19 protein-coding genes are annotated in these 18,238 nt (G+C 57.8%); 11 read left to right on the forward strand and 8 right to left on the reverse strand.

Annotated features, from left to right (window positions below):
- Window positions 1-8: 8 nt before the first annotated feature.
- The 4 genes from ACFWW2_RS09805 to ACFWW2_RS09820 are packed head-to-tail and all read left to right on the forward strand — an operon-like array spanning window position 9 to window position 2,545.
- Window positions 9-449: a hypothetical protein gene (locus ACFWW2_RS09805; protein WP_393927843.1), complete on the forward strand. Its 441-nt coding sequence runs from the start codon at window positions 9-11 to the stop codon at window positions 447-449.
- Window positions 446-1,162 carry an ABC transporter ATP-binding protein gene (locus tag ACFWW2_RS09810; protein WP_393927844.1) on the forward strand — a complete coding sequence of 239 codons (717 nt, stop codon included), beginning with the start codon at window positions 446-448 and terminating at the stop codon, window positions 1,160-1,162. Before ACFWW2_RS09805 ends, ACFWW2_RS09810 begins: the two co-directional genes overlap by 4 nt.
- Window positions 1,159-1,950 (forward strand): ABC transporter permease, encoded by a 792-nt coding sequence (locus ACFWW2_RS09815; RefSeq protein WP_393927845.1) that lies wholly within the window; start codon window positions 1,159-1,161, stop codon window positions 1,948-1,950. Before ACFWW2_RS09810 ends, ACFWW2_RS09815 begins: the two co-directional genes overlap by 4 nt.
- Window positions 1,951-2,008: 58 nt before the next feature.
- Window positions 2,009-2,545: a tetratricopeptide repeat protein gene (locus ACFWW2_RS09820; protein ID WP_393927846.1), complete on the forward strand. Its 537-nt coding sequence runs from the start codon at window positions 2,009-2,011 to the stop codon at window positions 2,543-2,545.
- 414 nt (window positions 2,546-2,959) lie between these two features.
- Here the strand turns inward: ACFWW2_RS09820 and ACFWW2_RS09825 are convergent, their stop codons facing one another.
- On the reverse strand, window positions 2,960-3,574 hold the full coding sequence (locus tag ACFWW2_RS09825; RefSeq protein WP_393927847.1) for a TetR/AcrR family transcriptional regulator: 615 nt from the start codon (window positions 3,572-3,574) through the stop codon (window positions 2,960-2,962).
- A 91-nt stretch (window positions 3,575-3,665) separates the two neighbouring features.
- Between ACFWW2_RS09825 and ACFWW2_RS09830 the strand changes: the two genes are divergently transcribed.
- Window positions 3,666-4,253, forward strand: a complete 588-nt coding sequence (locus tag ACFWW2_RS09830; RefSeq protein WP_393927848.1) for a hypothetical protein — start codon at window positions 3,666-3,668, stop codon at window positions 4,251-4,253.
- Window positions 4,254-4,336: 83 nt separating this feature from the next.
- Here ACFWW2_RS09830 and ACFWW2_RS09835 read toward each other — a convergent pair whose 3' ends face one another.
- The 4 genes from ACFWW2_RS09835 to ACFWW2_RS09850 form a co-directional block, all read right to left on the reverse strand.
- Entirely contained in the window at window positions 4,337-4,993 is a 657-nt protein-coding gene (locus tag ACFWW2_RS09835; RefSeq protein WP_393927849.1) for an ABC transporter ATP-binding protein, read from the reverse strand.
- The gene (locus tag ACFWW2_RS09840) at window positions 4,994-5,965 is read right to left on the reverse strand and encodes an ABC transporter substrate-binding protein (protein ID WP_393927850.1); all 972 of its coding nucleotides are present in this window, start codon (window positions 5,963-5,965) and stop codon (window positions 4,994-4,996) included.
- A 71-nt stretch (window positions 5,966-6,036) separates the two neighbouring features.
- Window positions 6,037-6,561, reverse strand: a complete 525-nt coding sequence (locus tag ACFWW2_RS09845; RefSeq protein ID WP_393927851.1) for a hypothetical protein — start codon at window positions 6,559-6,561, stop codon at window positions 6,037-6,039.
- A gap of 91 nt (window positions 6,562-6,652) precedes the next feature.
- The gene (locus tag ACFWW2_RS09850; protein WP_393927852.1) at window positions 6,653-7,063 is read right to left on the reverse strand and encodes a hypothetical protein; all 411 of its coding nucleotides are present in this window, start codon (window positions 7,061-7,063) and stop codon (window positions 6,653-6,655) included.
- Window positions 7,064-7,276: 213 nt separating this feature from the next.
- Between ACFWW2_RS09850 and ACFWW2_RS09855 the strand changes: the two genes are divergently transcribed.
- Both ACFWW2_RS09855 and ACFWW2_RS09860 read left to right on the forward strand, forming a co-directional pair.
- Window positions 7,277-9,040, forward strand: a complete 1,764-nt coding sequence (locus tag ACFWW2_RS09855; RefSeq protein ID WP_393927853.1) for a PQQ-dependent methanol/ethanol family dehydrogenase — start codon at window positions 7,277-7,279, stop codon at window positions 9,038-9,040.
- A 287-nt stretch (window positions 9,041-9,327) separates the two neighbouring features.
- A complete protein-coding gene (locus ACFWW2_RS09860; protein ID WP_393927854.1) occupies window positions 9,328-10,461 on the forward strand; it encodes a glycosyltransferase in 1,134 nt (377 codons plus the stop codon).
- Here ACFWW2_RS09860 and ACFWW2_RS09865 read toward each other — a convergent pair.
- Window positions 10,458-11,309, reverse strand: a complete 852-nt coding sequence (locus ACFWW2_RS09865) for a Stf0 family sulfotransferase (RefSeq protein WP_393927855.1) — start codon at window positions 11,307-11,309, stop codon at window positions 10,458-10,460. The two genes, ACFWW2_RS09860 and ACFWW2_RS09865, sit on opposite strands and share 4 nt — an antisense overlap.
- A 415-nt stretch (window positions 11,310-11,724) precedes the next feature.
- On the opposite strand from ACFWW2_RS09865, the gene ACFWW2_RS09870 reads away from it, so the two are divergent.
- From ACFWW2_RS09870 to ACFWW2_RS09885, 4 genes are all read left to right on the forward strand, one after another.
- Window positions 11,725-12,441 carry a sugar transferase gene (locus ACFWW2_RS09870; protein ID WP_393927856.1) on the forward strand — a complete coding sequence of 239 codons (717 nt, stop codon included), beginning with the start codon at window positions 11,725-11,727 and terminating at the stop codon, window positions 12,439-12,441.
- Between the two features lie 70 nt (window positions 12,442-12,511).
- On the forward strand, window positions 12,512-13,687 hold the full coding sequence (locus ACFWW2_RS09875; RefSeq protein ID WP_393927857.1) for a polysaccharide biosynthesis/export family protein: 1,176 nt from the start codon (window positions 12,512-12,514) through the stop codon (window positions 13,685-13,687).
- 10 nt (window positions 13,688-13,697) lie between these two features.
- Window positions 13,698-15,197, forward strand: coding sequence for an oligosaccharide flippase family protein (locus tag ACFWW2_RS09880; protein ID WP_393927858.1), 1,500 nt, complete (start codon window positions 13,698-13,700; stop codon window positions 15,195-15,197).
- Window positions 15,197-16,099: a polysaccharide pyruvyl transferase family protein gene (locus tag ACFWW2_RS09885; protein WP_393927859.1), complete on the forward strand. Its 903-nt coding sequence runs from the start codon at window positions 15,197-15,199 to the stop codon at window positions 16,097-16,099. Before ACFWW2_RS09880 ends, ACFWW2_RS09885 begins: the two co-directional genes overlap by 1 nt.
- A gap of 2 nt (window positions 16,100-16,101) precedes the next feature.
- On the opposite strand, the gene ACFWW2_RS09890 is transcribed toward ACFWW2_RS09885, so the two are convergent.
- Window positions 16,102-17,322 carry an O-antigen ligase family protein gene (locus ACFWW2_RS09890; protein ID WP_393927860.1) on the reverse strand — a complete coding sequence of 407 codons (1,221 nt, stop codon included), beginning with the start codon at window positions 17,320-17,322 and terminating at the stop codon, window positions 16,102-16,104.
- The gene (locus tag ACFWW2_RS09895) at window positions 17,315-18,121 is read right to left on the reverse strand and encodes a family 16 glycosylhydrolase (RefSeq protein ID WP_393927861.1); all 807 of its coding nucleotides are present in this window, start codon (window positions 18,119-18,121) and stop codon (window positions 17,315-17,317) included. The genes ACFWW2_RS09890 and ACFWW2_RS09895 overlap by 8 nt, the downstream gene beginning before the upstream one ends.
- Window positions 18,122-18,238: the final 117 nt, after the last annotated feature.

Genomic DNA, 18,238 nt, shown 5'->3' on the forward strand with positions numbered 1-18,238 from the left:
TGTTCGATATGAAAATTCTCACAACCCTTATTGCGGCGACGGTTTGCATCGCCGGGGGCGCATCGGCGCAAAATGCGATGTCTTTTGGCGCGGCAGGCCTGCTTTCGGGCAAGAACAAGGAAGACCTACCGCCTATCATTCTGTCAGCAGGTGAACCGATTTCATCGGCACCTTGGGTCCTGAAATCCGGCACCTATTACGAGTTTGAGATTCTGGGTGACGGTAGTCAGGAACTGTCACTGGTGGGACCAGAATTTTTCCGTGCCATCTGGATTGACGAGATTGTCGTCGAAGGGCTGGAAATCCGTCCGCTTGGCCTTGATAGTGTCGAATTCGATGAGGCGGGCGAGATGGAAATCGGTTTCATCGCGATCAAACCCGGCGCATATTACATGAAGATCCCCGGCACGACCGGCGAAACACAACGGATTGAGATCACCATCGAATGACCGGCATTCGCGTCGCAAACCTGTCCTACAGCTACGGCGCGAAAACAGCATTGGATGATGTGAGTTTCGAGGTTGCGCGCGGTGCGTTCTGCGCCCTGCTTGGCCCGAACGGGGCAGGCAAATCGACGCTTTTCAACCTGCTGACCCGGCTTTTCGTCGCCCCGACGGGGCGGATCGAAATTGCAGGGCATGATCTGCAGGCTAACCCACGGGAAGCATTGGCGAAACTGGGGATTGTGTTCCAGCAAACGACGCTGGATCTGGACCTGACGGTGCGGCAGAACCTGTCCTACTTCGCGGCATTGCACGGGTTGTCGGGGAGGGATCGCGACCACCGGATCGACGCGGTGCTTGACCGGCTGGCTATCGCGGACCGCGTCAGGGAAAAGGCGCGGACGCTGAATGGCGGGCACAGGCGCCGGACGGAGATTGCCCGCGCCTTGCTGCATGATCCGGCGGTGTTGCTGCTGGATGAGCCGACGGTGGGGCTGGATGCGGCGGCGCGCCGGGATATCACCGATCACGTGCATGGGCTGGCCAGTGATGGCACGACGGTACTTTGGGCCACGCATCTGGCGGATGAGGTGGCGCCTGATGACCGGCTTGTCGTGCTGCATCAGGCAAAGGTGCTGGCGGATGGATATGCAAAGGACATCAGCGGCTTGAAGCCTTTGCAGCAGGCCTTTCTGGACCTGACGGGCGCTGACGCGTGACCGGATATCTGACAGCGCTGGCCGCCATCGTTCAACGAGAGGCGCTGCGGTTTATTCATCAGCGCGAACGCTTTGTCGCCGCGCTTGTGCGCCCGCTGGTGTGGCTTTTGGTGTTCGCCGCGGGCTTTCGTGCGGCATTGGGGCTGTCGATCATTCCGCCCTATCAGACCTATATCACTTACGAGACCTATATCGTACCGGGGCTTTGCGGGATGATCCTGCTGTTCAACGGGATGCAATCATCGCTCAGCCTGATCTATGACCGCGAAATGGGGTCGATGAAGCTGCTGCTGACCAGCCCCTTTCCGCGCTGGTGGCTGTTGATGTGCAAGCTGGTTGGGGCCACGGCGATTTCGGTTTTGCAGGTCTACGCGTTCCTCGCCATCGCGGCAGCTTTCGGCATCACGATGCCGCTGCTGGGCTATCTGACCGTGCTGCCTGCGCTGGTTGTGGCCGGGATCATGCTGGGGGCGCTGGGTCTGCTTTTATCCAGCTTTATCAAGCAGTTGGAGAATTTTGCGGGGGTCATGAATTTTGTGATTTTCCCGATGTTTTTCATGTCTTCGGCGCTTTATCCGCTATGGAAAATGGCGGAATCCTCGGAACTGCTGCGCGATATTTGCGCGGTCAATCCGTTCACCCATGCGGTCGAATTGATCCGCTTTGCGCTCTATGTTGATTTCAACGGCGCGGCGCTGGGTTGGACGGTTTTGGCGGCCGTGATTTTCACTGCAGCGGCGTTGTGGGGGTACAGCCCGGAAGGGTCGGGAATACGTCGCAAGGGCTGACCATTTCTATGACCATAGCCCCGCAGATTTGCGCGGCGAAACATGCTAAGTCACGGATATGAAACATTTTGCCTTATCTGCCGCCCTGCTGTGCACGCCAGCTTTTGCCGAAAATGTCGAGGAGCTGGGCACGCTGAACCCTGACGAAATGTCATGGCAATCCTACGTCCAGAAGGCTGATGAGGGTGAGACCGGGATGGTCATTTGCTCGATGGGCTATGCGCTGACCAAATCGGGCGATCATGTATCCGCGCGGACCCTGTTTCAGAACTGCGCCGATGACGGCTATACCGGTGCGATGACCTGGATGAGTCAGTTGGATAACAATGGGTTAGGTGGAGAATATGATCCCGACGCGGCGGCGGAGTGGGACCGCAGGGCAGCTGAGGCCGGCGATCCGGTCGGCAAGTTTAACTTTGGTATCAGCCTGATGCGCGGCCATGGCGTTGCCCAGAACGAAGCGCTGGGACGTCAATTGGTGGCGGAGGCCGCAGAGGAAGGATTGCCAATTGCGCAGCGGTTGCAGGCGGCGAATTATGATCTGGATGAGGTGACGCCGGACGCGGATAACTGGAAATACGCGCCGCTGTTCTGAGGGGTCGCGCAACGTTCGGTGCCCTTTGAGGAGCCGCGCAACACCCCGGCATCGCCGGTAACACGCGAATCGTAGGTTAACGCCTGCAAATCTTGGAAATAGTGCTGTCGGCATCGCGTCGGATTTGGGTCGGCAAAACGTCGGACCCCTGGGCCAGTTTTGCCGGATTAACGTAGCGGGCGGTGGAAAAGTGAATGCGCGGTTAACCTTTTGGGGTGGAACGACGCACGGACGTGCGTGGTGCAAGGTTTCTTGAAGCCTTGTGGCGCGGAAACTAGCAGCCGGTCGGAGAATGGCTTCACAAGCCTGCCCATATTTGACCACGCACAGGTTGATCAAAGCGGAAGCCAACCCTGCCTCAATGAACAAATCCACCCATGACCGGCGGGCAGGGCGTGTTCCCGGACTCCCCGATTATTGTCTTTTCAACATCGCAGACAGCGCTTCGACAAGCATGTGCTCTGTCGTCATTGGCGGCTCGGACTGCGTACAAATCTGATCTTCGTTATGGAGTATCACAAATCCGTGGATCAGGCTCCAGACGGCATTGATCCGAATGTCGAATCTCGGGTCACGCTGCGATATGTCGGGCAAGGTGGCGCGGACGGCCGCATCGAGGAGAAGATAGGCCCGGCGCGATTGACTCGTTGGATCATTTGACTTTGGCGGTGCGGTATCCTTGTCAAACATCAGGCGCAACATGACCGGATAGGCGATGCCAAACCTCAGATAGGCAACGGCCATTTGGCAAAGGACATCTGTCGGCGAATGCGATGCACCAGCCTTTGCAGCCTCAAGTGCTTCCGAAAGCTCTCGAAACGCATCCGATCTGCACTCTGCCAAGAAAGCGCCGAGCGTCTTGAAGTGATGGACCGGTGCAGCGTGCGACACCTGCGCCTTTCTTGACAACGCCCGCAGTGAGAATCCGCGCAAACCATCAGATTCAAGCATTTCGCGGCCAGCCGCGATCAGCGCATTGCGAAGGTCACCGTGATGATACGGAGCACGCTTGTCAGAGGGTTCAGACATCGGCATGCCCTATCTTAACACCAGACTTGTCATTGACAAGATCGTTTCGAATGCCATAACTTGTCACTGCAAAGATAAGAGGAGTCGATCAATGAAGGTTACGCTGAAAGTCACCTGCGCCCTGACGTGTCTTGCCGCAGGATCACCCTTGGTGGCGGACACAGCCCAATCCGATCTGATCGGTGTGTGGCAAACCGGCCTGACCGAAGCACAAGCGCCCGGTGGCGGCCCAAGCGCATATCTGCGACAGACAACGGTCTTCACGGATACCTTGCAAGACATCCGCGCCGAGATTTTTGCCGACGCGGACGGTCAGATGCTGATCTTCACATATGCCTCTTCTGGTCCCTACATGCCTGTTGGCGCCTCCGATGTTGTCCCCGGTGCATTGAACCTGGAATTGATCAACGAAACATCGGAAGTGACGATTTATATGGACGTGCCGGATCTGATGGCGGCTGTCGGCATGGGCGACTGTGATCTGATCCTCAATGAGGCCATAAATGTCAGAGACTGTATCTCTGGCCCGCCGTTCCTTGTGACCGACTGCACTGACTTGGATCTGGTCCTGGTGGATCACGGTGGCTCGCGTCTGCGGTTTGGCGATCAAAGCATTGACCGCTGCATCTCAAGACCGACAGAACTTGACGCGGCGCAGTTCTTTAAGGTCGAGCAATAAAACCGAGTGCATGGCACCCGCATATCTGTTCGGTCGGTTGGTTGTGTCAATTGAGCGAGCGGGCCATTTGACGGTTTGTGGGATCAGGTCCGGGACGGGTTGGTCCGGTCATTGGCGATTGTGGCGGGATCACCGGCGAGGGTGACGATGCGATCGGCGAGCCGTTCGGCCTCTTCCGCGATGTGGGTTACCAGCACGGTCGTGACCTGATGGCTGTCCCGCAACCGTGCAAAGAGGTTCATCATCTCGTCGGCCAGTTCCGGGTCGAGCGAGACGAAGGGTTCATCAAGCAGCAGGAGGGCGGGTTTAACCGCAAAGGCCCGCGCCAGCGACAGCCGCCGCTGTTGGCCGAGCGACAGCCTGTTGGGATACTCATCGGCCCGGTCGGCCAGCCCGACATCGGCAAGCGCCGCGTCAGCCTGTGCTGCTGACACGCCGGTTGCGATGGTGATGTTATCGCGCACGCTGCGCCATGGCAGCAGGGTAGGTTCCTGAAAGACCATGGCGACCTTGCCATTGATCTGGCAGGTCCCGTCAAGGCTGGGCTGCAATCCGGCCAGCACGCGCAGAAGGGAGGATTTGCCGATGCCGGACGGTCCCACCAAGGCGAGGGTCTGGCCGTGCGGGACGGTCAGACTGATGTCTGTCAGGATGGTCTTGCCGCCCAAGGCCAGTGACAAATGCTGCAGCACCACGATGGGTGCTGCAGTCTGTGCGTTGCCCATCGCCGTCGCCAGCACCTAGCTGCCGTTGGACAGGAATGTGCCATCGGGCAATGCGGTCGCCTGGCCCAGCAATTCCTCGCCCCCCAGTTCATACATCAGTTCCAGCATCCGTCCGGCAGCAGCTTCGTCAATGGGTCCCGGCGCAGGGATCCCTGCGCGGAAACCGGCGACGAGGGCTGCGAATTGCGCATCCGTCTTGGCGTTCATGTTCGGTCGCAGACGCGCCCATTCCGCATCATCGGTGGCGAGCAGGTCCTTGGCCGCGCGGGAGGCGGAGGCCAGACCATTGATCAGGTCGGGGTTGTCGCGCACCATTTCGCCCCGCACCACGTAGCCCAGCAGCGGCGTTTCGGGATCAAGCCCCAGATCGGCGGAGGCGTCAGAGACGTCAATCAGGGTGCGCATGCCTGCGGCTTCCATCTTGGCGGCGAAATGCCAGAAGTTGATCGCCGCCCCAACCTCGCCCGATGTAGCGGCCCCGAAGATGAGTGGCGGTGCGCCAAAGACTTGTTCGGTCTCGGCCACGAGATCCATATCGTGGTTCTTTTCCGCATAGGCCCGCAGGATCAGCCAGCTTTTGTCCAGCGGCCCGCCAGCGATGCCGATCTTCATGCCTGCAAGGTCGGTCAGATCCTGCGCCGGGCTGTCGCCGGGCACCATGACCCCACCCACGGCCTTGGAATAGGGGATAAAGACGAAATCCTTGCCTGCCGCCCGTTGCCGCGCCACCCAGAGCCAGTCTGAGACGATCACATCCGCCTCACCCCCCTGAAAGGCGACCTTGGCCGCCGCTCCGCCAGCCATGCCTTGCACCTCAAGGTTAAAGCCGTTCGCGGTATCAAACCGATGGTGCTTTATCGTGTTCAGTTCCCAGTTCACGGTCCCGAATTCCAGAACCGCCGCGCGTAGCGTGGGCGTATCGGCCAATGCCATGGTTGACAGGCAAATGGCCGCGATTGCAGTGCCAAGTGATTTCATGAATGTCATTGGTGCCTCCCTGTTTGGGATCAGACTAGCAGTATCGCGGGCGACCGGAATACGACCAAAGGCGGGTGGCCCTATTCGATCACGATGCGGGGGAGCCAGTGGCTGGCCGGGTCGCTTTCGTGCAGGTCTTGCGCGCGCAGTGGCCGCAACTCACCTTTGGGTGGCGGGGCAGAAAGCAGGTCCATATCCATTTCGAGCAGTTCGCCGGTCAGGATCCCGTCATCCTCTGACAGCTGGTAATAGACCCCGTTCCACATGTTAATCCCGTAATCGGTTGCGTCCTTCCAGACGAACATGAGGTCATATTCCAGATCGGTCAGTTCGGCGGAGATATCGCGGTTGATCTCGTAGGGGTACGGGACGTGGCACCAGTGTTTGCCCGGCCCCTCAAGGCACTTGAACGGGCGCATGGACAGGAAATGATCAGTGAAGACATCGCCGTTCATGTTGATTGTGTAGGGTCCGGCGTCGGTCAGATCGACTGTCGCAATCGCGATCCGGTCGCCCTGCCCGTCCTCGGCATAAACAATGCGGGTGTCGGCCGTTGCGACGGACCCAAGCAGGCTGACCACCAACGCCAGAACAATAACGCGCATGAAAACTCCCCGTGTTGCGCAGACAGGATAACGATGTTTGGCGCGGCGCGCTGCATGACCAAGGTCAGGGGGTCTGACCGGTGGATGCAGGTCACGATCGGCAGATCGAGAGAATGGTCTGTGTCAGAACGTCGGGCCTGGAAAAGTAGGCCGAATGGCTTGCCTTGATGTCCTCAACCCTGTCGACCCCGACTTTTTCGATGCATTTGTCCTGGAGTTGCGGCGTCACGGCGCGGTCTTCGGTCAGCCGGATATAGGCGCGCGGGACCGCCCCGTATCTGTCTGCTGACAGTTTCAGCCGGGTCAGGGCCGGACGCAGGGTCCCGCCGATATGCCGCACCATCGCGTTCAGACTGACAAGGTGAGACCATCGTCGGTTTGCCCCGCGCCCCAGAAGATCAGGCACGCTGACGCTATGGCCTGCCGCGATCAGGCGCGGTGCAATCTTGTGCCAGCACCATGCGCCGTGCCAACTGCCATGGATCAGAAGAAAATGTTCCATCCCGGTCCCCCTTTTTCGCCAAGTTTAGGGGGCGGCGATCGCAACCGCATTCCGTTTCTTGCGGATTGCACCCGGGCGGGGGTCAAGCGCCGGATGGTCGTATGACCAAGGTTCTATATCCCGGTGGGGGCTTTGGGAGAATACTGAACAGGCAAGAGTCTGTCCTGCGGGGCGGGCTTGTTTCGCTTATGAACGGGAGAGGGAGGAGCAATAATGAAACGCTTCGTATTGGCCGCAACGGCTGCATTGATATCGGCGAGCCTGGCGCAGGCTGAAGTGACCGAAGAGATGCTCTTGAATGATACCGCATCCACCGGGGATGTGCTGACAAACGGGATGGGGCGACATCTGCAGCGTCACTCTCCACTTGATATTCTAAACCGCGACAATGTGGAAAATCTGGTACCTGCCTGGGCGTTTTCACTGGGCGGCGAAAAGCAGCGCGGACAGGAAACACAGCCGATCGTGCATGACGGAGTGATGTATATCACCGGGTCCTACAGCCGCCTTTACGCCATTGACGTGAAAACCGGCCGCGAGATCTGGCAGTATGATGCCCGTCTGCCCGAAGGCATCCTGCCCTGCTGTGATGTGGTGAACCGGGGTGCTGCCATCTATGGCGACAACATCTATTTCGGCACATTGGATGCCCGGATTGTGGCCCTGAACAAGGACACTGGCGATGTGGTCTGGAACAAGAAGATCGCTGATTACAAGGCCGGATACAGCTATACCGCCGCCCCGCTGATCGTGAATGGTCTGATCATTACCGGCAATTCCGGTGGTGAGTTCGGGATCGTTGGCGCGGTCGAAGCCCGCGATGCTGAAACCGGTGATCTGGTCTGGCGCCGCCCCGTGATCGAAGGCCATATGGGTGAGTTGAATGGCGAAGAAAGCACCATGACCGGTGAGTTGAACGCCACATGGCCCGGCGATATGTGGAAGACCGGTGGCGGTGCCACATGGCTAGGTGGCTCATACGATGCTGACACCGATACGCTGGTGTTCGGCACCGGTAACCCGGCCCCCTGGAACAGCTGGTTGCGCAATGCTGGCACCCCCACTGACGGCAATGCCGGTGATAACCTTTATGCAGCCTCCCGCCTTGGCATCGATCCGTCAAATGGTGAGATCAAATGGCATTTCCAGACCACCCCGCGCGAAGGCTGGGATTATGACGGCGTGAACGAAGTGGTTGCCTATACCGACCGCGACGGCAATGACCGCTTTGCCACCGCTGACCGCAACGGGTTCTTTTATGTGCTGAACCGCGAGGATGGTGCGTTTGTTTCCGCTGTGCCTTTCGTCAAGGATATCAGCTGGGCGGAAGGAATTGATGAGACCGGGCGCCCGATCTTTGTCGAGGATAACCGCCCGGGTGACCCATCTGAGTCCACGGATGGCAACAAGGGTGAGGTGGTCTTTGCCTCGCCATCCTTCCTTGGTGGCAAGAACTGGATGCCGATGGCCCATTCGCCCGTGACCGGTCTGTTCTATGTGCCCTCGAACGAATGGGGCATGGATATCTGGAACGAGCCGATCACCTACAAGCAGGGTGCGGCCTATCTGGGGTCTGGCTTTACCATCAAGCCGAATTACGAGGACCATATCGGCAGCCTGAAGGCGATTGACCCTGACACCGGCGATATCGTCTGGGAATTCCAGAACCCCGCCCCGCTTTGGGGTGGTGTGATGACAACGGCTGGCGGTCTGGTCTTTACCGGCACACCAGAGGGTGAGTTCATGGCGTTTGACGACCAGACCGGAGAGGTGCTGTGGTCGTTCCAGACAGGCTCCGGCATTGTCGGTCAGCCGATCACCTGGGAACAGGATGGTGAGCAATATGTCACGGTCATTTCCGGCTGGGGCGGTGCTGTGCCGCTTTGGGGTGGCGAGGTTGCACAGAAGGTGAACTACCTCAATCAGGGTGGTCTGCTGTGGACATTCCGGCTGCCGCAGCAGCTGGCGGCAAACTGAGCTGACAGGTGGTATTTGCCGTGTAGCGATGACCTGAATCAACCAGTTGCAAATGAGGAGGCCCCCGGATGTTACTCCGGGGGCCTCTTCATTTGTGGCACCGGCGCCGGACGGGTTAACCATCGTTTGTCCGTTGCCCATGCCACATGCGGTTGTCGGCGGCCTTGCGCCGAGGTTCATTGCCACCCATCCGCGGGCGTTTGACATCAGGTTGGGGTCGGTCAACGCTGCAGTCTGACGAACACGGCGTAGACAGCCCGGAAGCGGGCCAGCAAGGAATATCACGCGTGGCCCGTATCCTTGTTTTTGCATTTGATCTGACCGAAGCATCGCAAATCCGGCGTATCCGGAGCCTGAAAATGCTGGGGCATGATGTGATCTCTGCTGCGTTTCGGCGCGGCAACATGAATGCGCAATTCACCCCTGACTGGGCCAATATCGATCTCGGCTTTGTGGCAAATGAAAGCTATGGCAAACGGATCATCGGCATTTTGCGCGCAATCCGAATTGTCGTGCGGAAGCGCGATGCGCTGAAGAGTGTTGACCTGCTTATCGCGCGCAACTTTGATCTGCTGGTGGTCGCGTGGGCGGCTAAAAGCCTGTGCGGCATGCGCGATGTCCCGTTGGTTTATGAGTGTCTGGATATCCACGGGTTGTTCACGAAATCTGGTCCGGTCGGTGCGGTCATGCGCTGGTGCGAAAGGCGGTTATTGGCGCGTATCCAGTTGCTGATCGTATCCTCGCCCGGGTTTGTCACGCACTACTTCGCGGCCATCCAAAAATATCGCGGACCACATAACATCGTCGAAAATAAGCTGTGGTTTGACGGACCCCTGGTCGCCCGACCGAAAAGACGCGAGCCCGGCGCGGTGCTTGCGCTTGGCTGGGTCGGTTCGATCCGCTGCGCGCCGAGCCTGAAAGTGTTGATGCAAGCGGCCGATCATTTTGGCGACAGGATCACCTTACGTATTCATGGGAATGTGCATCGGCATGCCGTGCCGGATTTCGACGATGAAATCGCCAAGCGTGATAACGTCACCTATTTCGGCACCTATGACTATCCCACCGGGCTGGCCGATGTATACGCCGGTTGTGATCTGGTCTGGGCGCAAGATCTTTGGCAACGGGGGGCAAATTCGGATTGGCTGCTGCCCAATCGGATCTATGAAGCAAGCTGGTTTGGCTGCCCGTCCATTGCGGTCGCTGACACCGAAACAGGGCGCAAGGTGGCGGCGGATGGCCTTGGCTTTACCATCGATCAGCCGTCAGCGGGGGCCTTAATTGATCTACTGGAAAATCTGGATCGGGATCGGATTGAGGAGATATCCCAACGTCTTTTGGCGATGGATGACGCCCGTTTTATGCTGCGCCCCGCAGATATTCAGGATGCGTTGACCCCGGTGATGCAGGCAGGGGATTAGGTCGCAGCCTTTCCCATCAGGCGTTTTGCCATCTTCTTGAGACGCGGTGACACCGCCGCTGGCCTACCGCCCTGTACAACACCAGGAACTGCACGCCCGGATGCCAGTGCCGCCCTGTTATCTGCGGCGAACTTTGCACCCCAGTCTTCCTGATAGGTCTTCTTTTGCTTTTGGGGAGAGAATGATGGTGTGGCGGCGTCTACTCGGCCGATATCCACATCCAGATAATCCGCGATTTGGGCAACGGCTGCAGGCTCGTCTGCGACGATATCCTCGTAATAGAGTTGCAGCGGGTTGATCCCCACGCTGCGCAGGAAGCTTTGCCAATCCGCATTGCCACGCGAAATTGCATCGACCTTGGCTGCGATCAGCGCCCGGTCATACCGGGCCGGTGCTGTTTCGGGCATATCTGAAATCCAGGCACCGGTCTGTTGGGCGCGGGCAAAGGAAATCGCCTGTTTGATCAGGTCGCGCCGACAAAGATGGATGAACTTATATGTCAGCGGTTCCGGCTCTTCTCTGAGAAAATCGGACAGGTGTTCGTGATGGAGTTTGATGGCGAATACGCCATTGGGACCCGTCCGCACCGACTTGATGAAATCAAGCGTGTTCATGTTGCCTGCCCGCTGTGTCCAGACATCCCAGTTACCGGGGTTGAGATATTCCAGCGGATACCCGAATGCGCGGGTGGCGTGTAACTGATGACCCAGAAAATGGCTGCCACATCGCGGTGTCGTGCAAAGGGCCACTTTTATCGCAGGGTCGGTTTTGGGAAAGTCATGGGCCGGATCAAACTGGCGCTGCCACAAGCCATCCGGAATCTCCGGGTTTTGAGCGAATTCTGACATTGGTCTGGCCCCTTGTCTGGGTCTCGTCTCTGGCGGGATTCGCGCAGGATTCGCCGACGAGTCTAGCGGATCAAACTGCACGTCATGAGGGCGTTTATGCTGCAGTGCAGATTCGAGCGTGAATTGGCGTGGATTGTCTGGGCCTCACCTTTGCCATCGGCGTATTTTTGACACTAAACGCGCGGAAATCCGGCAATACCACATAACATACTGATATTATGTAACAAAAAAATGGAAACAGATGCATCATATTGATCTCAATGTAGAAACAATAGGCATTCACTGCATGGCGCTGGCAGATGCAATGGCGGTTTCTCGCCGTTTTCTTTCAACGTGTAGATGAAATGCTGCAATTGCACATTTGACGATAACACTGAGTAAGATCATCGTAACCGCGAAACTCAGGAGTGTGCCGATGCCGACTTTGGAAAGTGTGGGTTTTACCGCTCTCGACGAAAAACGCTTGCAGGAATTTGGGGCCAAGCGGACTGCAACAGTTGCGATTTCAAAGGCCTCTGTCACAGGTGGCTGGACAAAACGTATCTTTGATCTGTGTCTGGCGACCTGTGGATTGATCGGGCTGTTGCCGCTGTTTGCTTTGGTGGCGCTGGCGGTCAAAGTGTCGTCCACCGGCCCCGTACTTTATGGTCATATCCGGGTCGGCAATGGTGGCAGAAGCTTTCGGTGCTGGAAGTTCCGGACCATGGTGACCAACGGCGACGCAGTCCTTGAACGCTATCTGGCAGACCATCCCGATGAGAAGGTGGAGTGGGAGCAGAACCGAAAACTGCGCAACGATCCCCGGGTGACCCGCATTGGTGCGGTACTGCGCGCCTACAGCGTTGATGAGTTGCCGCAACTGATCAACGTGATACGCGGCGATATGAGCCTTGTTGGGCCGCGTCCGGTCGTGCAGGACGAGCTTGATATCTATGGCAGCGCGGCGCCCCACTATCTGCGCAGTCGTCCCGGACTAACCGGCCTTTGGCAGATCAGTGGCCGCAGCGATACCACCTACGACGAACGGATCGCGTTCGACACCAGCTATGTGCAGCGTTGGTCGTTTTCGCAGGACCTGCTGATTATCGCCCGTACGGTTCCCGCCGTATTGCTCTCTAAGGGATCGTATTGATCCCAGTTCTGGATGCATGATGCCGTTAAGACGCTTCATTGGATGCCTTTTGGGTGTTTACACTTTGGTCATGGCCACGATTGCTGTGGCCGATGGCTACCGCGTTGGCGTCAATGACCACCTGAATGTGCAGGTCGCGATCTGGGATGAGATCAATACGGTTGTTGCAGATGTTCCGAACATGTCAGGCAGTTACCCGGTGGACGCCGATGGCAACATCGCGTTGCCTTTGGCAGGTGCCTTAACCGCTGCAGAACTGACGACGGCAGAAATTGCCAGCGCGGTCGAGGCCGCCATGACGCCTTATGTTGGGATCGGTCAGAGCGCCCGGGTCGCGGTCAGTGTGGAAAACTACGCGCCGATCTATGTCTCCGGTCAGGTGCAAAGCCCTGGTGCTTATGACTACAAACCGGCCCTGACCGTCTTGCAGGCCACGGCATTGGCCGGTGGTCTTGTGGGGATCAAACCAGTTGCCGGTGAAGAGCGTAACTTTCTCAGCGCCCGCGGCACGATCAGCGTTCTGCAAAATGAGTTGATGTATCTGACAGCGAAACGCGCCCGCCTGACAGCTGAACTTGGGGGCGCCGAGACGGTCGAAAACCCCGATGGCACCCTTGATCCAGCCGCGTGGGCGGCAGAGGAGGCTATTCTGACTGCGCGCAATGCCCGCTACGATCATGAACTGACCTCGCTCGCGCGAGCCCGCGCCTCGCTCAATGAAGCGATGGGTGTGCTGGAAGACAAGCTGGCGACAAACCGTGCCCAGCTTGAGGCCGGGAAGGCGGAGCTGGGGCGCAGCGAGGACCTTGTCGAACGTGGCCTGACCACACCGATCCGGGTGTTCGAGCGGTTGAGCTATGTCAACGATCTGGAAAGCCGTCTGCTGGATATTGAACGATCCATCCTGCTTGCGCGGCAGGAAATGCAGGCGCTGGAACGCAGCGAGGGCTTATTGCTTGCCCTGCGCAACGAGGAAAATGCTGCCACACTGCAAGAGGTCAACACCAATATCGCCGAAACCGAAGCGCAGCTTGCCAGTCAGTATGACTTGCTTGCTGCTGCGGCGGGACGCCATGCCAGCCTGATGCCAGAAATGGATCCCGCAACGGCAGAGGTCAGTTATATCGTAACCCGCGCCCGCGATGGTGGCAGTACATTCGCAGGTGACGTTGCGACCATCCTGATGCCCGGCGACGTGGTCGAGGTGATGTTTGCGGACGTCGCCACCGACGCGCCGTCAAACTGACGCATCGCCGATGCGTTCCCTCAGTGCCATCGCAAAGTCAGATTTCAATGGCTATCACCCGCATCTGACATCGGGGCGGTCCGCCCTTGCCGTGTTTGGCGTGATGTGGTCGTCGCTGCAGACACTGATCCCGACAATCAGCGCTGCTGCCGTGTTCTTTGTCAGCGCATTGTTTCTGTCACCCGCCGATTTCGGCCTGGTCGGATTGGCGAGCGGTCTGGTGATTTCCATCATCGCCTTTTCGCCTGTGGCCTTTGGTGAGGCGCTGGTACAGCGCAAGGTGTTGACACAGAACCATGCAGATACGGTGTTTTGGCTGACTATCGGCTTCGGCCTGCTTTGTTTTATCCCCTTGGTTGTGGCCGCCCCGGTGATTGCCGGGGCGTTGGGCTATGCGGATATCGCGGCGATCCTGCCTGTCCTTGCGCTCAAGATCCCGCTTGAGATGGCGGCGGCGGTTCCCAACGCGATGATCATCAGGTCGATGAAGTTCAAGCTGATCGCCGTGCGCACGGCGGTTGCGACACTTGTCAGCGTGATCATCTGTGTTGCGATGCTGTTGTCGGGCTATGGTTACTGGGCCCTTGTCGCAAGCCAGGTCGCGGCAAGCCTGGTGTCCTGCGCCATGGCATTCTGGGTGTCACGTTGGCGCCCCGGTCGTTCCGTTGGCTTGTCGGCGCTGAAAGATATCTCAGGCTATGGCCTGTTTGCATCCGGTGATCGCATGTTGTCGATGATCAAGCTGGATCATCTGCTGCTCGGTATCTTGGGCGGCACCGCGATGCTGGGCGTTTTCATGTTCGCGCAGCGGTTCTACGCCATGCTGACCCAGCTTGTCGGCGGGGCACTGTCATCGGTCACGCTATCGCTGTTGTCGACCCTGCAGGGCGATCAGGACAAGGCGGTCAGAGCCTTTGGCATGGCGAGCTTTGTCGCCGCTGCGGTCAGTATGCCGATGTTTTGCATTGTCGCAATTACAATACCGGATCTGCTGGATGTTCTGCTGGATGACAGATGGGGGCACGCCGCATTTCCGGTTCAGCTATTCTGTATTGCCGGGGTTCTGGCCGGGGTTGGCGTTGTGCAGGCATCACTGATCAAGAGCCAGGGCAAGGCGCAATGGTGGTTCTATTATCAACTGGTTCAGCAAGGTACGTCTGTTCTGGTCATCATGCTGACCTATCGCTACGGCTTGCCGACCCTGATGATGGTGTTGGTCGGCAAGAGTGTGTTGCTTTGGCCCATATCTGTCATCATGACCACCAGACTGCTGGGATGCGGCCCTTTGGATTATCTGGCGGGCTTTCTGCGTCCGGTTGCGGCGACGCTGGTTATGGCAGGCGGCGTATTGTCGGTTCCATATCTGTTACCCGAAGCCAGCCAGACGGCACAGGTAGTGCTGCAACTTCTGGTGGCCGCCCTGATCTATGTCCCAACGATCCTGCTTTTGTCGCGTCAGCGTATCGCTGAGATCCGCCAGTATTTCCCCCGAAAAGAGAAGCCCATCTGATGAAACTGACATATTTTCAGGGCGATCCGCCCAATTTCGGCGATGAGCTGAACGCGACCATGTGGTCTGACCTACTGCCCGTTGATTTCTTTGACGATGATCCTTCCGAACTTTTTGTTGGGATCGGGTCGGTGATTCAGCACAACTACTCCAAGGACGCCAGAAAGATTGTGGTTGGGTCAGGTTATGGCGGCTACACGCGTAAGCCGGACGTGCATGATGGCACATGGGAATTTCATTTCGTCCGCGGTCCGCAAACGACCGAAGCGCTGGGGTTGCACCCCGATCTTGCGGTGGCCGATGCTGCCATCTTGCTGCGTGAAACGCCGCTGCCGGACCCGGCACCGCATATCAAAGTTGGGTTCATCCCGCATTACGAAAGCATCGAGCGGGGCAATTGGAAGGTCGTGTGCGATCTGGCCGGGATCACGTTCATTGATCCGTCACATCCACCGGCTGAGGTTATCGCGCAGATTCGTGGTGCGGACCTTATCATTGCCGAAGCCATGCATGGCGCCATCGTGTCCGACGCGTTGCGCACCCCATGGATCGGGGTGCGGACCATGCACCATGTGCATCGTTTCAAATGGCATGATTGGGCCAAGGCGCTTGAGATCGACTATAACCCGGCCTTCCTGTTTCCATCGAACCTGCGCGAAGCCTGGGCTTTGGGCACCGGGCGCGCCGGTTCGGGACCTCGTGCGATGGCCGTATGCGCAAGCCGACCGGCGCAACCGTTCAACACAGCCTGCCAGCATATGGCCGCCCGCAGCCTGCAAAAACTCGCGCGCGCTACGCCAAACCTGTCATCTGATGCCGCTATGGAAAGGGCCACGGATCGGGCGATGACGGCAATTGATGGATTGATTGCAAAATATGGACGCAGGCAGGCGTTTGCCTAAGCCTAGCGTGCGTTCGAGAGCCCGCGCAAAGCAAAGACAAAGACGCAGATGACGATCACGCTGCGGAGAGAAAACTGAAAGAAAATCGGTACTTCGACGAAGCTGACCATGACGACCATCATGACCAGAACGAAGAGCAATGATGCCTCTGCCGATCTTGTCCGCAACGCCCATATGAAAGCGGCAATCGCGGCGCCGTAAAGGATGATGATCTGCAGTGCCACACCGGCCAGGCCGATTTCCACGGCATTCGACAAATATGTATTGTGAAAGTTGAACCCGCTGCGGCTTTCAATGCCGAACGTGTGCCATAGCACCTCAGCAGCGCCGTGCCCCTTGACCCAAAAGGCTTGATAGCCCCTGCCGAAAAACGGTCGTTCGGCGATCAGATCAACGGCAATCCGCCAGAGTTCGGTCCGACCCGTCAAGGTGACATCCTTGCCGGTTGTTTCCAGCATCATCGCAAACAGGGCGTCGGAAAAAATCACGACAAGCAACATCACGAAGATAGATGCCAAAGCCGCGAAGATCATCACCGTGACCTGCTGGAGAGGCGACAAACGATAGAGCACCAGAAGAAGGAAAAGGATCAGCAAGGATGGCGGCACGATCAGCAGCGCGCTTAACGACTGGGCCAAAAGCAAAAGGACTAAACCACCCATCAACCCCACGCCTGCCAGCAGCCGATATCGCGAGGATGCCGATCCATCCAGAACCTGCGCGGCACAGATGATGACATAGGTTGCCGCAGCCCCCGCAAGTGCATTTTTGCTGCCGTAAATACCCAGCCACGCGCCGGTATCATTGCGGACATCCCCAAATAATAGGCTGGCCAGCATCGCCAGTGAGTAAAGGCCAAATAGTGTCTGGCAGAACACCCGTGCCGAGACCGCCGATGCGATTGATATCGCTATTCCAACCGTTGCCATCAATTGAAGGCTGAACCGGAACGTCAATGCGGGATATTCCGACCAGACCGACGATAACAGGCAAAAGATCGGCAGGGCGAGGATGTAGCAGTATTTCAGGCTCAACTGGATATGAAATTGCAGACGCCGCGCCACCAGCGCAGATCCGCAGGCCAGAAAGATCAGCGCCCCGGCCGAGCGTAGGACCGGGACGAACAGCAACCCACCGAGTGCTACAACGGCGAGGATCACGTCGGGTTTGATGGTGATCACATCAAGCTGGGGTCGGGGTGGATGGAGGCTGACACTACTCATTCTGGCAGACGACCGATGCCGGGAACTGGCATGGTTCACCCAGGGCGGTATAGGCTATCCAGTCAACTTCCATCAGCAGATCGTCGTCCGGCTCAACAAACCGGCCCATCCAGTTGGGAAAACTGTCGCTGCCCCAGAAGCTCGCATATATTTTCTGATCGTTGACCGGCAGTTCTGCACCTGCCGGGGTCTGATGCAGCATCTTTCCGTTCACATACCAACGAATGCCGGCCGCATCCCAGACAAAGGAGTAGGTGATAAAACCGTCATCAGCGGGTTGCGGCAGCGGCACCCGTTTGCCGTTTTTGGGTTCGCCATTCACATAGGTGTTCAGGCTGACCGCTGTGGTGTCGCGGGTCAGGACCTCAAAATCAATCTCATCATGCGGTTGGCCGTGATGCGGACCAATATAGGTAAAGAAGGCTGCATTCAGACCAGAGCCGGTGCTGGTGCGAAATCGTGCCTCATAGGTGCCGTGCCCGTAGACATGCCGCGATTGGATTTCCCCACAGGTATAATCACGCTTTGCATTAGCTTGTTTCGTGAAACCCAGGGTCAGAACGCCGCGGCGGATCGCGACATTACCGGCAGACCACATACAGTTCTGCCAATCCCCATTGACCCAGCCACTCGAGACACCCCAGATCTCTTCATTCAGTGTATCAAAATCGTCGAAAAAGCTGGATCCGGCGGGCAGATCCTGCGCGACAAGAGGCATTGGCGTCAGACAAGCGACGCCAACGATGATGTCGCGCAGCGTCTTTTTCAGTTGGTGGATATTCGGGCTCGAAAACGTCATTGGGTCATCACCCTCTGGCCTGTTTTATATATTTCTTATCATATATTTAGCCCTAAACACAAAGTAGCCGCGGCCGTGTCGGCGCATCGCCGCCGAAACACGTTTGACTGCCATCGA

Source organism: Yoonia sp. R2-816, from assembly GCF_046762905.1.
GTDB lineage: Bacteria > Pseudomonadota > Alphaproteobacteria > Rhodobacterales > Rhodobacteraceae > Yoonia.

Coding starts and splice junctions, on each gene's coding strand:
- ACFWW2_RS09805 (WP_393927843.1), top strand. CDS start 9: ATGAAAATTCTCACAACCCTTATTGCGGCGACGGTTTGCATCGCCGGG.
- ACFWW2_RS09810 (WP_393927844.1), top strand. CDS start 446: ATGACCGGCATTCGCGTCGCAAACCTGTCCTACAGCTACGGCGCGAAA.
- ACFWW2_RS09820 (WP_393927846.1), top strand. CDS start 2,009: ATGAAACATTTTGCCTTATCTGCCGCCCTGCTGTGCACGCCAGCTTTT.
- ACFWW2_RS09825 (WP_393927847.1), bottom strand. CDS start 3,574: ATGTCTGAACCCTCTGACAAGCGTGCTCCGTATCATCACGGTGACCTT.
- ACFWW2_RS09830 (WP_393927848.1), top strand. CDS start 3,666: ATGAAGGTTACGCTGAAAGTCACCTGCGCCCTGACGTGTCTTGCCGCA.
- ACFWW2_RS09840 (WP_393927850.1), bottom strand. CDS start 5,965: ATGACATTCATGAAATCACTTGGCACTGCAATCGCGGCCATTTGCCTG.
- ACFWW2_RS09845 (WP_393927851.1), bottom strand. CDS start 6,561: ATGCGCGTTATTGTTCTGGCGTTGGTGGTCAGCCTGCTTGGGTCCGTC.
- ACFWW2_RS09850 (WP_393927852.1), bottom strand. CDS start 7,063: ATGGAACATTTTCTTCTGATCCATGGCAGTTGGCACGGCGCATGGTGC.
- ACFWW2_RS09855 (WP_393927853.1), top strand. CDS start 7,277: ATGAAACGCTTCGTATTGGCCGCAACGGCTGCATTGATATCGGCGAGC.
- ACFWW2_RS09865 (WP_393927855.1), bottom strand. CDS start 11,309: ATGTCAGAATTCGCTCAAAACCCGGAGATTCCGGATGGCTTGTGGCAG.
- ACFWW2_RS09870 (WP_393927856.1), top strand. CDS start 11,725: ATGCCGACTTTGGAAAGTGTGGGTTTTACCGCTCTCGACGAAAAACGC.
- ACFWW2_RS09875 (WP_393927857.1), top strand. CDS start 12,512: ATGGCCACGATTGCTGTGGCCGATGGCTACCGCGTTGGCGTCAATGAC.
- ACFWW2_RS09880 (WP_393927858.1), top strand. CDS start 13,698: ATGCGTTCCCTCAGTGCCATCGCAAAGTCAGATTTCAATGGCTATCAC.
- ACFWW2_RS09885 (WP_393927859.1), top strand. CDS start 15,197: ATGAAACTGACATATTTTCAGGGCGATCCGCCCAATTTCGGCGATGAG.
- ACFWW2_RS09890 (WP_393927860.1), bottom strand. CDS start 17,322: ATGAGTAGTGTCAGCCTCCATCCACCCCGACCCCAGCTTGATGTGATC.
- ACFWW2_RS09895 (WP_393927861.1), bottom strand. CDS start 18,121: ATGACGTTTTCGAGCCCGAATATCCACCAACTGAAAAAGACGCTGCGC.